The 17,213-nt window shown below is 41.8% G+C and carries 11 protein-coding genes; 1 reads left to right on the forward strand and 10 read right to left on the reverse strand.

Annotated elements, in window-relative coordinates:
• Positions 1-6: 6 nt before the first annotated feature.
• The 6 genes from HMPREF0106_RS14200 to HMPREF0106_RS14175 all read right to left on the reverse strand — a co-directional run bounded on the left by HMPREF0106_RS14200 (position 7) and on the right by HMPREF0106_RS14175 (position 12,425).
• Entirely contained in the window at positions 7-3,549 is a 3,543-nt protein-coding gene (locus tag HMPREF0106_RS14200) for a TonB-dependent receptor (protein ID WP_009039768.1), read from the reverse strand.
• Positions 3,550-3,572: 23 nt separating this feature from the next.
• Positions 3,573-4,559 (reverse strand): FecR family protein, encoded by a 987-nt coding sequence (locus tag HMPREF0106_RS14195; protein WP_004309596.1) that lies wholly within the window; start codon positions 4,557-4,559, stop codon positions 3,573-3,575.
• A gap of 224 nt (positions 4,560-4,783) precedes the next feature.
• Positions 4,784-5,722, reverse strand: coding sequence for a glycerophosphodiester phosphodiesterase family protein (locus HMPREF0106_RS14190; RefSeq protein WP_004309597.1), 939 nt, complete (start codon positions 5,720-5,722; stop codon positions 4,784-4,786).
• A gap of 13 nt (positions 5,723-5,735) precedes the next feature.
• Positions 5,736-6,617, reverse strand: coding sequence for a PL29 family lyase N-terminal domain-containing protein (locus HMPREF0106_RS14185; RefSeq protein WP_004309598.1), 882 nt, complete (start codon positions 6,615-6,617; stop codon positions 5,736-5,738).
• A 12-nt stretch (positions 6,618-6,629) separates the two neighbouring features.
• A complete protein-coding gene (locus HMPREF0106_RS14180) occupies positions 6,630-9,050 on the reverse strand; it encodes a PL29 family lyase N-terminal domain-containing protein (RefSeq protein WP_224262914.1) in 2,421 nt (806 codons plus the stop codon).
• A 30-nt stretch (positions 9,051-9,080) separates the two neighbouring features.
• Positions 9,081-12,425 (reverse strand): PL29 family lyase N-terminal domain-containing protein, encoded by a 3,345-nt coding sequence (locus tag HMPREF0106_RS14175; RefSeq protein ID WP_009039769.1) that lies wholly within the window; start codon positions 12,423-12,425, stop codon positions 9,081-9,083.
• Between the two features lie 302 nt (positions 12,426-12,727).
• On the opposite strand from HMPREF0106_RS14175, the gene HMPREF0106_RS14170 reads away from it, so the two are divergent.
• A complete protein-coding gene (locus HMPREF0106_RS14170) occupies positions 12,728-13,315 on the forward strand; it encodes an RNA polymerase sigma-70 factor (protein ID WP_004309601.1) in 588 nt (195 codons plus the stop codon).
• Between the two features lie 108 nt (positions 13,316-13,423).
• Here the strand turns inward: HMPREF0106_RS14170 and HMPREF0106_RS14165 are convergent, their stop codons facing one another.
• The 4 genes from HMPREF0106_RS14165 to HMPREF0106_RS14150 form a co-directional block, all read right to left on the reverse strand.
• Positions 13,424-14,767, reverse strand: a complete 1,344-nt coding sequence (locus tag HMPREF0106_RS14165) for a Gfo/Idh/MocA family oxidoreductase (protein WP_004309602.1) — start codon at positions 14,765-14,767, stop codon at positions 13,424-13,426.
• A gap of 87 nt (positions 14,768-14,854) precedes the next feature.
• Positions 14,855-15,094, reverse strand: a complete 240-nt coding sequence (locus HMPREF0106_RS28260) for a hypothetical protein (RefSeq protein ID WP_004309603.1) — start codon at positions 15,092-15,094, stop codon at positions 14,855-14,857.
• Positions 15,095-15,097: 3 nt separating this feature from the next.
• Positions 15,098-16,423 carry a Gfo/Idh/MocA family protein gene (locus tag HMPREF0106_RS14155; RefSeq protein ID WP_004309604.1) on the reverse strand — a complete coding sequence of 442 codons (1,326 nt, stop codon included), beginning with the start codon at positions 16,421-16,423 and terminating at the stop codon, positions 15,098-15,100.
• A 1-nt stretch (position 16,424) separates the two neighbouring features.
• Positions 16,425-17,195, reverse strand: coding sequence for an FAD:protein FMN transferase (locus tag HMPREF0106_RS14150; protein WP_008649447.1), 771 nt, complete (start codon positions 17,193-17,195; stop codon positions 16,425-16,427).
• Between the last annotated feature and the right edge of the window lie 18 nt (positions 17,196-17,213).

Here is a 17,213-nt window from a genome sequence, read left to right on the forward strand (position 1 = left end):
CATTAATTAAAAAGTTATATCTACTCCAACAGTGTAAACACGCGGGTAAGCATATCCCGAACCCGTGTTGGATGAGTAAGTGCTACTGGAGATTGCCAATTCCGGGTCGATAGTTTTGTTATGCTTCTTCAGAGGCGACCAATAGTATAGATTTTCTCCCGATACGTAAACACGAACCTTTTCAAAAATACGTTTACTGATAGGCAGTGTATATCCAATAGAGAGATTCTTGAAACGCAGATAAGCGATATTCTGTATATATCGGTCGTTTACGGTGCCGAGTGAACCGCCTGAATAGGATTGATAACCTCTGATACGTGGGAAGAAAGCATTTCTGTTGTCTTCTGTCCAGCAGTCTTCCGGAAATGATTTTTCTACAAATGAGGTAGAAGGGAAAGAATATGGTCCCCAGAATGAATTTGCTCCCTGTGAGGTGGTACTATAAGATGGGTACCAGTCTCTTTTACCAATTCCCTGGAAGAAAGCGGATACGTCGAAACCGTTCCAGCTCGCATCCAGACGGAAAGAATAACTGTATCTGGGAGTTGTGTTTCCAATGATTTGTTTATCACCAGGATCGTCTACTGTTCCAGCTCCGGCCCCAATCACATTGTCACCGTTTAAGTCAGCAAAGCGTACGTCACCGGCACGCAGATAACCGTCGACCTTACTGCTATAAACACGTCCGTTCACGACTTTGTCATTGATCTTTGCCTGATATTCTGCTGCTTCCTTATCTGTTTTGAACAATCCGTCTACATGGTATCCCCAGATTTCTCCCATCTTCTTGCCTACATAATGGTCGGAGATCAGTTTGTCCGGATTATTGTATTTGGTGATTGTCCGTTGGTAATCTCCCAATGTAGCTTGTATTCCATACCTGAAAGGTTTATTGGCCACTTTGAACGAGTCGTTCCATGAAACGGATAATTCCCATCCGTTTGTCCGTAAGTCGGCACAGTTGGCTTTTGGGGTGGAAGCACCGTATACATCCGGTAACGTCAATGAAGTAGTTAGCATATCTGTTGTTTTACGAACGTAATAGTCGGCACTCATACTTAAACGGTTTCTAAGGAATGACATATCCAATCCGACATTGTAGGTTGTAACGGTTTCCCAAGTCAGTCCGGAAGAAATCGGGTTGGAAATCTTTGCGTAATATGCTTTGCCTTCTCCGTCGAAAGTATAGCTGAACTGATTGTCCGAAGTGATTGTCTGCAGATAAGCGTAATAATCTACCTGCTGGTTCCCCAGGCTACCGACGGATGCGCGTAACTTCAGGCTGCTCCACCAGTCGCTTACCGGTTTGAAAAAGTTCTCTTCGGAGATTCTCCATCCGGCAGATACTGAAGGGAAAACTCCCCATCTGTCTCCTTCTGCGAACCGGGAAGAACCATCGGCACGACAGGATACTTCGAGCAGGTATTTACCCATGTAATCATAATTGATACGGCCGAAGAAACCAAGCGTTTTATAGGCGCTGATATCTTGTGATACGGTAAGTACACTTTCAGGAGTTACTGCCGAGAAGGAGTCGAGGTTATCATTGGACAGGTTAGTCATAGAAGTGTTTTTGTTGACATTGCGGTAAGTCTCATACTGGCTACCTGCCACTATTTTAAGATTGTGTTTCTTTGCCCATGAATGTTCAAATGTTGCATAATAGTTCAACATGTGAGTAACAGGGAAAGATTCGTCTTCCTCATAATTATTAAAGATACTTCCGGAAGTGAAAGTTTGTGTCACTTCCTGACTGCGTGAATACTCAAATGAATTGTTGCGATAACGGTACAATTGCTTTCTTTGTTGGTAACTGTAGTTGGCGGTCAGAGTCAGTCCCTGTAGTAACGTAATGTCAATCTGATTGACAACGGACAAGAGTGTTCTGGATTTGCTGTTATGACCTCTTCGTGACGTTAGGTATCCGCCGTCACCGGCTCCCAAGGGAGAGTTGGCATAAAGTTGGTTGGTATATTGCACAATCGTTCCATCCGGATTGAAGGGGACGAATGAGGGACTGATATTTGATTCTAGGCGGGCAATAGTCATTGCGTAGTTGGAAGTACCGTTATAATTGTAATTGTTATTATCCAGTCCGATATTTGTCGACCATTTGATCCATTTGTTTAGTTGAGCATCCATTTTGGCACGGAACGAATAATCCTTATAAAGGTCTTTGTCGATGTTGAACATACCATATTGCTGGTAGTAACGTCCACTGATATAGTAATTCACCTTTTCGCCACCTCCGGTGATAGAGACATTGTGTTCCATCTGTGGGCGGGTACGATTGTAGAAGTATCCATACCAGTCCGTATTTCCATAATAATAATATTTCCCGTCTTCTCCGATTTCCACCCATGGACGTTCCGGATTCTCAGTCATATCATTCCGGCGGTCATAGAGTTTCTGGAGCTCTTCATCTTCGTACAAGTACATATTCACGCCATTGTATGCATGGTAGAACTTGTTGGCGAAAGTGACATAATCGTATCCGGTACGGATAAAATCAGTGGAAGTCGTGTTCTGTGTCCATCCAAATCGACCGTTGTAGCTGATTTTGGCTTTTCCTTTTGTTGCAGCACTTCCCGATTTGGTGGTGATAAGTACCACACCTGCAGAGGCCTTTGCTCCATAAATGGCACATGAAGATGCATCTTTCAATACGGAAATCGACTCGATGTCATTTGCATTGACTTGGTTCAGTGGAACTTCTACACCGTCGCAAAGTACTAATGGCGTACCGCCATTGACAGAGATCCCTCCGCGAATGTTTAATGAATAGCCGGACTCGGGAGAACCGGTGCCGAAAGTCAGATTTACAGACGGATCGGCTCCTTGTAATGCATTGGCGGCAGATACTACCGGGCGGTTGTTCAGTTCTTTGCTTGAAATGGTGGATACAGCACCTGTCAGATTACTTCTGCGTTGGCTACCATAGCCCACTACAACTACTTCGTCAATCATCAGACTGGAAGGTACCAGACGGATTGTCTTAGTCTGACCGTCTTTTACATGAACTGTCGCTACCTCATAGCCTACATACGAAATATCAATAGTCGAAGGAATGGAAGTCTCCAGAGAGAACTTTCCATCCAAGTCGGTAATTGCTCCCTGTGCGGTTTCTTTGTTCATCACCGAAGCACCGATAACGGGATTTCCTTCTTCGTCATAGACAACCCCGGTGATTGTCTGCTTCTTTTTCTCATCGGACTTTTGCTGGCTGGTATCGGACTTTTTACTGATGATGATGCTATGTCTGTTGATGGTATAGCTAACATTCTGTCCCACGAATATCTGATCCAAAACGACCTTGATAGGCGCATTATTGGCATTGATTGACACCTTCTTACTCATGTTGATCTCGGAAGATTTGATTACAACTGAATAATTCTTGGTCTTATGTAAAGCTTCTATCGCTTCTTTTACAGTAACATTCTTTAATTGTAAGGTTATGTCTTGTGCTAGAATAGGTTGAGAGAAAAATATCATCACACAAGCAAACCAGATTGTCGATATATATTTTTTATAAATATTAGTTTGCTTCATATCAGGTTATACTACTGCTAAATTTATGGAGTTGCAGAAGTAATCATGATTACTTCCTGACTCCGGGTTATGGACATTTGTCCGTCTGTATTGAGATTGGATAAAATCTCGTCAAGAGTTTCCCCGTTAGTGAAATAAGCAATGTACGTGTTGTCGCTTAACTTTTGATCTAATATGATGATTCTGGTATCGAAATAATATTCCAGTTCCTTCACAATATCACTAAGGGGAAGATTACTGAAATAGAATCCTTCGCTTTTTGACGGACACTTGTACAGATTGGCAAGGAATGTTTCACGAACAATTTTCTGTGAGGCACGGTTGTACTGGATCATTTCTCCTTTTTTCAGAATCTCATTAGGATGAGTCGGAGTTTTGAACAGTACCGAACCTTCTACGAGTGCGACTTCTACCGTCTCAATATTCTCGTAGGCACGGAGATTGAACTTTGTACCCAGTACCTGCACATGGACGTCACCGGCAGAAATGATAAAAGCCTTGTCCGGGTCCTTTGCCACATCGGCAAAGAGCTCTCCACTGACAAAGATTTCTCTTTTATCTTCTGTGAAGTCGGAAGGATAAATAACCCGCGTGCCTGAATTGACGTGGAGCTTCGTTCCATCCGAAAGAGTGAGTGTTTGATGCATACCGTGTGGTACGGTGATATCATTCCAGTGTGTATTTGCCTTCTTGTCAAGAAGTAAATATCCGGCTAAAAACAAAAGTGGTATAAAAAGGACGGCTGCTACACGCTGCATCCAGCGGATTGAGTGCTGAAGCCTTGGGCGTAGTATGCGAACCTGTTTGGGTTGAATAGCTTTTTGAAATTTCTGAAAGGCTTTTTGAGATAACTCATGGTCCTCTATTTGAATTTCAGAGATAATCTCACGGAAACTCTGGTCCATCAGGTTATTGTCATTTTCTGTCAACCACTTTTGGATTTCTATTTCTTCCTCGTGAGAACACTTATCGTAGAAATAATCTTTTAATATGTCGTTAGTTATCTTCATAGCGTATTTGTTTAAAGTACAAAAATGCATTTTTTTTCTTTATCTGTGAGTATATTATGTTGATTATTTCTGAATAAGATATTCTATTGGGGATAGATTCGTATTCTTAATCTGATCTCATATTCATAAGCACTTGTTTTTATTTAATATAGTGAAGTCAGAAGGAGCAATATAAAATTTCTCATGTTTCTTTATCTGATAAATAGAGTAATAACTTCGAGAGGCTAATCGTGGCGTCCGATTTTCTTCAGGTAGCTGATTAATAACTCTGGTCGGTCCGTTTGTATGATGGATGTACCGAAATCTAGCACCTTTTGGTAAACTTCTGCCCCGTGTTCAAAAGCGTAGTCATCGTATATACCAGCTTCTTCACCTCCGCAGAGCGAGGCCCAAAGGGTGTTTACCCAGATTTTGGAACCTTGGGCAAGGATATCCTTCATACATTTTCTTACTTCCGGAGTTTCTTGTTGCCAGCATACTTCATAAGCCAAAGGGACGATTTTTTTGTCCATATATTGGCGGAATAATTCCTGTCCGCTTGGTTTGTTAATATCAATAATGGGCATGTACATCATAGCGTGCTTATACTTCTTTGCCTGTGCATCTACAAAATCTACCGGTTTTTTGCCTTTAATCAGGATTTGTTCTGTGACTCCCAGTTCTTCTGTAATAGCCATCACTAAATCATAATATTGATACCCTTGGTCTATATTAACCACTATACGGTCTTTGCAAACAGCCAATGCTTCTTTTAAAGTCGGCATCTTGTATTTGGTAGGGCAGTTATGTCCAGTTTTCAGGAAACAGTTTTTGATATAATCGTAAGTTACGTCGCTGACTCTGCCTTTTCCTGTAGTAGTCCGGTCAATGGTACCGTCGTGGCAGAGGACAAGTACACTGTCGGCTGTTAGCTTCAGATCCAGTTCCATAACATCAACTCCCATTCGGATAATTGATTCAATGGCGGGGATCGAGTTTTCCGGGTAATCTCTCCAGTCTCCCCGGTGAGACACTACTACTACATAGTCTGTTTTCGGGTTGTGGATGGCTTCTACTATCTTTTGCGCATTTGTCTTGCCCGAAGTGACAGGAGTGGCTGCAAAAGTGCTTAGAGTCAGCAAGAGCAGAAGTCCGGCGAATAAAATTCTTTTTTTCATATTCATATCATTTTAAGGATTAATTCTTTTTGAATAAAAGAGGGCGAAGCACAAGATGTTGAAGATCGTAGGCTGTGATGATGACATGGCCTTCGTCAAAATCATTCTCGAATGTCACTGTAAGAGTATGAGTCTCTTTGTCGAGTGTTGCTTTAACGTTTACTGCCTGAGCAATAGTAATTATCGCGTCTCCTGCTGATGTTCCCGTCACTTCATATTCAATTTTCAGAGGACTGGCAAGGTCAGTCACCTTGGTAACCGCTTCAGCTTTCAACTTGAGATTCAGTGAATTGAATACTTCCAATGTAAGGGTTTCTCCGTTACCCAATGTGATATTGAGATATCCATCGTCAGTTTTGGATATATTCTTAAAAATGGCAGTCGCGTCGGTGGTAGCTGTAATAGGAGTGCCTTTGCTATCTTTAAGGACTTCACCGTTGACTGTCCAGTAACCGTCGGCGTTTACCCCCATTTCGGGGGTATAGCCGCAGACTGGGACTTTTTTCCCGGCATCATCAGTGAGCCAGTTTGTTTCATTGTCAATGGTTGTAGTCCAATAATACAATTGGTCATCATCGCTGAGGCGTACACCTAGTATCGGAGCTTCTATTACATCTTCCTGGGTTGCTACGACGACTGCTTTTTCTTCATTATTGCTATCTTTGTAGGTAATGACATATTGTCCATCCGAGTTCCGGGTAACGGAGGTGATAACATTTCCTTCCGTCAGATAGCTCAGCTTTGAAATATCTTCGTTGAGTTTATTCGCTTTTGTTTGAAGAGCAGTTATTCGCTCTTTGAAATCATTGAGCTTATTCTGAATCGCGGAGTCGTCATAATCCCCACAACTGGTTAGCAGGAGGGAAAGAAGCAACGAACAGAAAAAATATATTCTTTTCATATCTTGTGTCTTTTAGAAATTAATACTGGGATCGAAATTCTGGTTTGCATGGCAGAATGCATTCTCGTTGGTGGCATCCGGTGCAGAAGTGGGATCGTCCTTATACTTGCTGTAATCACCGACATAACCTCCGCATACACAAGCTTTGCAATTAGTCCAGGTTGCAGTAGAAGCACCCGAATAACCACATAACCACCCCGGACCATGTCTGTTGGTTCCATTTCCTTCGGTAAATACATCTCCCAGAACAGCCCCTTTGTTTACACAGCCGATAACCTGTATGTTGGAGTGACCGATGATACCTCCGGTGCGGACACTTAGGTGAGTCATGACATTTCCATAATTTGTGCAGGACTCTACTGTACATTCTGGTTTCGTTTTCAGGTCATCCGTACCTCCCACAATTCCACCCATACGTTTGTAATTGTAGGTTATGCTCGCTTCTTTACCTTCGAATTGTCCTACCTTATCATCTTCGATGGTTCCTCTATTGTCGCAGTTGTAAATGTTGCCATACATCAGTGTTGCTACAATTCCGCCTGTTCTTCCACTCGGACAACTAATATCACCATAGTTAGTACAGTAATTCAGTTTGCCACCTTCTGCTTTAGCCATGAAGGCGCAGATTCCGGCAGTCTGCATGCCCGTACCTCCATTGCCTGTATTACTGATGTGTCCTGTGCGGACAAATCCTCTGTTGGCACAACCTTGTGCTTTGGATTCTCCTCCGATCGTCGTATTTATAATAGCACCTACCAGACCGGAAAGTGCGTTAAATTCTCCAGATTTATTATCGGCTGTGAAGTCGATATTATAATAGTTAGTACAGCCCTCTATTACTGAATTTTTGGCGAAGCAAACAAGAGGAGCGATAACAGTATATTTAGGTGCTGTTCCGCTCATGATCCAAATAGTAGTGGTACCAGCATCTCCTAAAGCCAAATTCTTGACCGTTGCGTTTTCTATTGAACCGAACAGGCCGTATGCCAGCCCTCCGTTCGTTATATCTGCACTGCAATTCAGATTCTTGATGGCGTAACCTTGTCCGTTGAAGGTTCCGGTAAACGGATGTACGGAAACGTAAGGTTCGGCAGTTGTATAGTTGGAAGCATCTATGTCGCCTATCGGTGTCCAGCTGGTCACGGATGACATATCAATGTCATTCAGCAAAACTACTTCTCCGGCATCATTCTGCCAACGGGAAGTATTTGTTCCATTATTAACGGCTTTCGCAAAGTTAACCAAATCAGTGGCCGTACTGATTCCTCCCTTAGCTTCCACTTCTTTTGCTTCCTGTATCACATCAATGCTTGAAGAAATATTATACAGCGAGTTGGAGAATGTTATTTTTCCGGTACGTTCGTCGCCTGTTTCATTGGCCAGAATGGTGAAAGCGTGTGTGGTTGTAACCAGTGCGCGGGTCCCGTTGTAGGTGATCCACTCATTTTCTGTATTGACTTGATAGGATATGTTCGCAGATATTTGCATCTCAATATTCATTTGTGTACCTTTAAGTTGGATAGGTCCTACATGACCTTGATATATTGGTTCGTCCAGAATAGCAGTACCATATGTGAAGTATATCGGTTTCAATACGGTATTATTACCAGCACTTGCCAGTAACAGGATATTCCCTTCAGTTGCCCCTTCTTTCATGGTGGCGATAAGGGTGGAAGAGATCTTGTCTATTTTGACTTCCATATTGTAGGCAGTAAACAAGTCTACATATGCATTTTCCGACTGTGTACCATATATTTCGTATGGGATACTTACGGGAGTGGTATAGTCTGTTACTGCGTTGTATACCGGACTGTTGAAGCGGATGCTGAGTGCTTCCTGCAAACTCATCCGCAATTCCTGACCGTCTGCCAGAATAAATACGGCTTCTCCTGTTTTATCATCGATATAGGCTGATTTGAATAACATATTACTTAAATCATTAGCCAATACACCGGTACTACTACCGTTCACACTCCAGTAACCATTCTCGTTTATTTTAACGTCAGGCATCGTTCCGCCAATCGGGAATTTCTTTCCGTCACCGTCAAGGATGAATGTGTAAGTCTTCCCCTTATCAGTAGTCTGTGCCCAGTAGAATTTACCGTCACTATCTTGCTTTGCTGTGATGATTGGGAATTTGATAACATCTCCTTGGGTGGCGATGGTAACGGTGTGGGTTTCCCCACCACCGTCGCTGTAAGATATTATGTAGTTACCATCAGCATCCTGACTGATTAAAGTGATAAACGAACTTCCGAGCACTTTGGACAGTGAGGCCATTTGTGCAGTCAATGTTTCGGTTTGAGCTTCATAATCTCCAATCGTTTTTTCTATTTCGTTGAGGTCCTGCCAAATTCGTTCGTCGTCGTAAGAACTACAACTTCCTAGAAAGCAGGCAGATATAAATAATGATATACTTATAAACTTTTTCATATATTCAGTGATTAACATTCGTTTGATTCATTATTCAAGTACTCTGACATGCAGATAGTTCATGCAGCTTCTTTCACCATTCGCATCCGACACATGATTGATTACATTTCCGATACCATTTTCATAAGTCCACATTACCGTAGAACCTCCTCCATCGAAACGGATTACATCATATAACCCCAACTTTTTGCAGACACGATAAGCTTCATAAAAATCAAGTCCTCTGTCGTTATCTGTTCTTCCGTCTACACAGAATATAATTACCTTCGATTTATCTTGTGTCATTCCAAGATTAGTAGTCGGGTTGATTGTCTCTGCATCTTCTTTCTTGGGAGGAGCGGAGTATATACCATTGTATACGTAGCGATACATGCTGGAATTATGTACTTTAATCGGATCGGTAGAACTACCTATTTTAAGTTCGGCACTAATTTGTACTTTATCTCCTGTTTTCAGACTTTGAGCCAGTTCATTGGCTTTGTCACCTGTCACTTGCAACACCCATTCATTTTTATCTATTACGTATGGAGCTTCTACAGTAGTGCTTCGCCCGTCAATGATTTGGGTAATTGTAGCTTCAAAATCACCGGAATTAACCTTCAATGGTTGGTTATTTTTGCCTATGATAAACAAAGCTTTGGTTCCTATTGGGTTGGTCAACCCCGGATGAGGCTCTTTCACATATCTGAAAGTATATAAATTTGCATCGTATGATGGCTTGCCATTCAAGCGGACAATGGTGTCATTGACTGAATAATATTCATATTCTTTGGTTCCGACTTTCAATTTACCAGTAAAGTCTCTCTTTTCGAAACTGATGGAACGGTTATCAAAGAAGGTGAATCCCCAGACATGATTGGTCAAAGTGGAACGCACATACGGATTATTGACGAATACAGGTTCTCCTTCTTCAATATGCATTCCTCTGGGGAAACCGTCGTGAGAATTGAAAAAGCCGGTATTGATACCTACGACGATATTTCTTCCTTCTCCTCTTCGTCTGACACAAGTCTCTGACAATGTTTCGCGAAGAATTTTACCATTATTAGAGTTGTTGTTACCATTAGGATTCGGGCAGATCTCATCTGCCATGACTGTTTCGAACGTCACTTTCGGATTGTTCATATCAATCTCGATAGCATAGATATTCTGATTGAAATTGGTGAAAGAATAGTGTTTGTATACGATACCCGATGCCAATTCGCGGTCTTCGGTCACCTGCCAGTCATAGTATGCTTCATCCTGATTAGAGAAGTTATTAGCTTCTTTGGAGAAAGCTCCGTGGCGGACGGCATTGCTGTAAGTGGCAACCGGAGCATCTTCCGGATTGTTCTTGTAAACACTGTAATCTCCGATTTTGCCTCCGATGTGGCAGTCTGTGATATAGTCTGTGCCAGTTTTTGTACCGCTATAGCCACAAGCCCATCCGGCTCCATGTTTGTTGGCTCCGTCTGCGGTTGCATCCGACAGAATGATTCCGTTGTTTGTACATGATTGAACAAATCCGGCGTTGTGTCCGACGAATCCGCCTGCACGACTTCCATTTTGAGAGTAGACGTTTCCGTTGTTAATACAATTCTTGAGGTATTTATCTGTGTTGATTCCCCCTGCAAGTCCTCCGATACGTTTCACATTATATCGTTTGGAGTTTGAGGCAAATACATCGTTCACGTCATCCTGAATAAGTCCTTCGTTAGTGCTGTTTTCAATCGTTCCTTCCTGTAAAGTTCCTACGATTCCTCCGCCACGTCCGGAAGGTGCACTGATATTTCCTTTGTTGATTGCATATCCGATATAGGCTTCATCAATTTCTATATATCCCGCAATTCCTCCTTGGTTGAAAGCGGAATAGGCCCCGGAGCCCGTGTTGACAATATTGCCGCAAGTCAGGTTGCCTTCATTTATACAGCCATTTGTTTGTGTTGTGTCGCCTATTTTATTTCCATACAGTACACCAGCCAAACCTCCCATTCGAACACCGATATTAGCGGCGTTTGTTCCTTCAAAGGATAAGTTTATTTTATTGGTGCATGCCAGTATGCTTCCTTCACAATAGCCTATCAATCCGCCAATAGCTGCCCCTTGCGGAGCTTTACCTGTAATGGTGGCATTACCGGAAACCACTAAATTTCTGATAATTCCCGAACTGCCGAGTGAATTAAATAATCCGTGGGCGATATTGCCGTCTTCAAGATTATACGTACAAGTTAGGTTGCTAATTGAATGTCCTTTACCGTCAAATACCCCGTTGAAGGTTTGCTCGCCGATTGTATAAACTACTTTTGTATTAGCACTGGTAGTATTACTTGTAACTTTACTTCCTACACCGCTCGTCAGTGTAATATCTTTCATATCGATATCATTCAGTAGGATTACGTTTCCTTCTGTGTCTTTGAATTTACGTAAACTACCTCCATTCGTGACCGCATCTATAAATGCTTTAAAGTCTGTTGCAGTAGCAATGCCTCCGTTTTCGACGATTGGTAGAGTAAAGCGTACCGGCTTGATTAATACATTATCTTCAGTATCATAGAGCATAATCATGGTTACTCCCTCTTCAAAATCATCGGTAAAGGTAATAGCCAGTGTTTTATTGCTGCTATTCAACTTGACTTCTACTCCATCGTCGCTACGTGTGATGAGCACCAGTGTTTGTGCTGCCTTTTTCCCGATAATATTATAATTTAAGGTAAGGCTTTTCGTTCCTTCCTCTATAATAATAGGAGAAATGGCAGGTTGACCTGCATTTTTAAATTCTACATTAAATAGCGTAAAGGTACTGACCGATAGAATTTCTCCGTTGCCTAGTGTTATTGAGGCAGTTCCGTTATCGTTCATTTCCACTTTAGTAATCAGTGAAGCCGTTTTACCTTCGGCCTTAATCGGCTTTTGGTTACTGTCGAGAATCTGCTGGCCATTGATAACCCAATATCCATTCTCATCCACTCGTATTTGAGGAGCGCTACCCGATACTGGGATTTTTTGTTTGTTGGTATCCAACAGGAAAGTTGTTTGTCCTTTGGTGGTAGTAGTCCAGTAATAAGTTCCGGCTTCTTCTTGTATTCCGATAATCGGACTGGAAACCATTTGATCGGTGGTAGCGATGGTGAAGCTATGCTCTACATTGTCACTTCCTTTATAAGAAATGACATAACCGCCATTAGCAGCTTCTGTGACAGAGGTGATTGCTCCTCCTTTCACAATTTGGCTCAACGCATTCGCTTGTAGTTGCAAACTGTTTAGCTTCTCTTTCAGTTGATTGAGATCTTTGTAGATTCCATCAATGTCCTTCCAGGCAGCCGAGTCATCATAGTCATCGGTGCAACTGCCAATCACAGGCATGAGTAGCAAGAATAAAAGTAGAAAATTTCTCATGTTTTTTAAATAATTTGATTCAATGGTTAATAGCGCGCTATTTATAACTCGTTTCTATAATGAAGAACACATCACTTGGAGGGGGTACGTAATCGGATTTGAACTTTTTTTTTTAATCATCACTATTTTCAATAAGACTTGAATTTTTCATATTAATTTCATAGTTTTGTCATCAGAAGCATACTATTTCCTGTTTACTCCTCCCTTACATATTACAATATGATGTGATTTTAAATAGGGTTTGGTATATCTTCTATATTATTTATAGCTTTGTTGCCTAGAAATCTTTTTCGGAATAAACGATGAATAAAACTGATTTATCTTCTGTTACTGAAGAACAACTGTTGTTACGGCAGTTGAGAGAAGGGGATATGGGGAGCTATGAGACCCTTTTTCATCGTTATTATCCCACCTTTTTTGCTTTTGCCAGAGGTATGCTGAAGGATGCAGGGGCAGCAGAAGATATTATCCAGAATGTATTTATGAAGATCTGGATACATCGTGAAGCTTTGGATGAAACGATGTCAATCAAGAACTATATTTATGTACTTTCCAAACGGGAGGTTTTCAATTATCTTCGGGCCAAATACAATACCCATGTTGTGTTAACGGAAGACATGATGACATTGGAGCAATCTTCAAGTACGGATGAGCCAACTACAGACTATCGTGAATTGCGTGAAGCAGTACAAAGTGTGATTGATACGATGCCGCCTAAACGTAGGAGTGTGTTTTGTCTTAGCCGTTTCAAATCCCTGACTAACCAAGAGATTGCTGATAAACTCGGTATTTCTATTCGTACCGTTGAGAAGCATATAGAATTGGCTCTTCGCACTTTTAAAGAACAGTTGGGGAGTTTCTTTGCTCTTTTTGTGGGGTGGTTCCTTTGAATGAGGCTGTAGCGACTGCAGGGGGGCTACTTGTATAACAGAAAGAGATATGGTATTTGAACACCATATCTCTAAATAACTTATTAAAAGTGAGAGGAATAAGCTGAATTAAACTCGTATTTCCCATCCTTTTTCATACTCTCTTCCCCAGAGCTTATTAGCCTCCAAATCGTTGAGAATACGGCCGCTTCCCGGATCGATTTGTAATGAATGACCGACGCGCTGAGCGATATTACCCAATTGTACTAGCTGGGTACTGATACAGGCATCTACAATTCCGGAGTTTAACTTAGTACCTTTGCGGATAGCATCAAACCAGTTCCGGAAGTGGAAAGAGTCCAGCTTTTCTGAAGGATTCAGGAGATTTCCGGTTTCAAACTTCAAATCACTCTTTACCTCCTTGATCGTTTTGCCTTTGATATCTGCTATCTTATATTCGTTACCACCACCAATAAAAAGAGTGCCCGTATCTCCATAGAATGCAGTACCGACTCCATATCCGTCTACCGGCATCGTATTGCAACTACGTCCCTCCCAGGAGAAAGATGCTTCGTCGCCAAACTGGAAAGTGATAAGCTGTGTATCCGGCGTCTGCCAATCATCCTGAAAACGATAACGTCCTCCGATTGAATCTACTTTGGTTGGATAATCCACACCTAGTCCCCAGCGAAGCATGTCGACAAAGTGAGTACCGTTATTTAAAGCTTCTCCAGTTCCCCAGTTCCAGAACCAGTGCCAGTTGTAATGAATGAAGTTATCCTTGAAATCGGGTACACGAGGGGCAGGGCCTTGCCACAAATCCCAGTCCAGATAATCCGGTACGGGAATGACTTTACCTGTTCCGATAGAAGGACGGTTGTTGACATACCATGATTTGGCATATCTCACTTTTCCGATGGTGCCGGACTTGATTTCCTCCATCGCTTTGATTACATTCGGGAATGATCTGCGTTGATTGCCAACCTGAACGATTCGATTGTATTTTAAAGTGGCTCTAACCAACATTTCATTTTCTGCCGGATTGTGGCTAGTTGGTTTTTCCAGATAAACGTGTTTGCCGGCTTGCATAGCCATAATGGCTGCTTTGGCATGCCAATGGTCCGGAGTGGCGATTACTACTGCCTCAAACTCATTGGATTCTAACATTTTGCGTATGTCTTTTTCTCCTTTAGGAGTCCGTCCGGTCAGTTTGTGAATCACAGCCTGGCATTTTTCAAGTGCTCTTGAGTCTACATCGCAAATGTAAGTTACTTCACAATCGGGTTGTTTGGCAAATCCTTGCGCGAGAGCACTGCCTCTGGAATTTACGCCAATAACTCCGATACGTATTTTCTCATTAGCTCCCAGAATATCTTGATATCGGCTGGAACCAAACCCTGGAAGTATGCTTCCTAAAGAAAGTGCAGCTGTACCTGCTACTGTTTTTTTGATGAAATCTCTTCTTGTTGTCATAGTATCTATTTTTCTCCAAAATTAGGTTGTTATTAGGATATGTGAATGAGTATTTCCGCCAATTCTCCCTCAAAAAACGTAAATTTCTTATTTTTTTCTTCGGAAAAGACGGATCAGGACGCTAAGAATTCCCCGGGGAATCCATAGGATGAAATAAATGAAAATGCTGATGACAATCACATATCCGATTTGAGAAATTACTTCGATCCATGGTCGGGAATAGACAATGATTGCAATAACATTGACGATAAACGCAAGTATGAAACTTAGAAGATAGATATTTCTTTCTCGTTTCAGCTTTTGGGATGTGATGATAATATCTTTCATGGTTTAGAATTTCATATAAGGTATTTTATATTCGTCAGGAAAGAATATGTGGCGTTGTTCTTCCATGGCCTGATTTCCAAGTAAACAAAGAACCGTTGAACAATATGCTTCTTCAACTATATTCTGTGCTTTCTCTCCGGTGATACATGACTGGCAGAAAGAAGACAGGATAATGTCCGAACCGTCTTTGTCTGCTCCGATCATACTCAATCCACTGTTTACGTGGATATCTCCATCAATGATAAAGTGTGGTGTGTACTCCATTTTTGTTTCTGGTCTCCAACTAGGACCTGCTGTCGGGATGGTGGCAAAGACCTTGTCTTTTACCTGGTCAATCAGTTGCCGGATACCCGAAGTTGAATGATCTTCTTCCAGATAATAAATACCTTTTGCCATTTCCATGGTTCCTTTACTTCCCAGAATCTGGTCTTCCATTCCGTTGAACTTGTTGGAAATCAATGATTCGTATGCGATCTTAACTCCATCCGAGTATCTGTAAGTGACATTGACGCTATCATAAACTTCTCGTCCGTCTTTCCAGTATACAATGTCACCCATTCCCATAATGGATTCCGGCATTTTTTGGGCTGCCCAGTTACAAACTTCCAACTGATGGCATGCTAATTCCGTCATTAATCCTCCGGAGCTCTCTTTGTATAATCTCCAATTAATTTTGCGTTCCAGCTCTGGTGAAGGAACCGGACGACGCCAGTCTGCATTACGGAACCAGTGACAGCGAAGACCTACTACATCTCCGATGAGACCGGAATGGATCATCTGCATTCCCTTGATGTACTTCTCGTCATACATTCGCTGCATACAAAAGTAGAGGACTTTGTCTGACTGGTTGTAAGTGTCATAGATAGCCTTGCACTCGTCAAGGGTACGTGCCATTGCTTTCTCGCAAAAGACATGTTTGCCGGCAGCTAATGCGTCCAATACAATAGGTGCATGCCAGTTTAGTGGTGTGGATATGATGACTCCATCGATGTCCTTCGATTCCAGTAGTTTGCGGTAATCCGTATATGGCTTTGCATCCGGACAAAGTTCCAATGCTTGTTGAAGATTGGGGGCATAATTATCACATACGGCAACAATTTGTGCATGAGGTATTTCTTTGAGGTTATGGATGTGGTATTGTCCTCTGGACCCGGTACCAATCAAAGCGATTCGTGCTTTCTCATGCTTGATCTCTTGTAGTTTCTCCGGAGTACAGGAAGTCAGCCAAGGAGTGGTCGCCAATAATGCGGTTCCTCCGGCAACATATCCCAGGCTTTTGATGAATTGTCTGAGTCCTAAGTCTACTCCTTTTTCTTTATGTTCTTTCATATCATAAATTGTATAGGGTTGCTTGTATATTATTGAACTTTTCTGAAATCTTTTTTTGTTCCTGTTCATTGGCAATCATCCAGACCGTACTAAGAATTTCGGCTTCCAACGGGTCGGGGGACAGGATAGAACTTGCTTTTCGTTGTTTATTAAATATGCCTGTAAGCGGATTCATAATGTGTCCGGTATATTGTAACGTATTGCCGGAAGTGGATAATGCTGTATCCTGCAGATCGAATTCTTTTAGAAGAGACTGATTGTACGGGTTCAGAAAACTGACTTTCCAACAATCTCCATAAGGATGATGTCCTATACCCAGGATCGAACTGTTTCCAAAATTAGCAAATGCATCACTAATATTCTCCTGTTCAATGAATTTTCTTATTTTCTTCAAAGCATATCCTTTGGCAAAACCTCCAAAATCAAGTGAAATATCAGGAGATGTAAAGGAGATATATGAATGTTCATGAAGTTGTATTTGGGAGAAATCTTTTAATGTAATGTCGAATAAGTGTGAAGTGGTCTCATAATAGTATGAGCAAAGCTGTAAGATTGATTTCATCTCTTTACTGATTTGAATCTTGCTTTGAGAAGCATGATTATTAATCTTGGAAACTTCACTATGAGGATCAAAACGATTTAATATTTTATCCAATCGCTCCAGCTCATAGGCGATATCTGCCCAAAGTGTATTCAATCGGTCGATATCGGAATGAATGAGCAGGATATCGAATCGGGTCCCCATGATATGAGGAATGAAGCCATGAAACATGGCTTCATTTTCATAATA

The organism is Bacteroides sp. D22 (assembly GCF_000163675.1).
Lineage (GTDB): Bacteria > Bacteroidota > Bacteroidia > Bacteroidales > Bacteroidaceae > Bacteroides > Bacteroides xylanisolvens.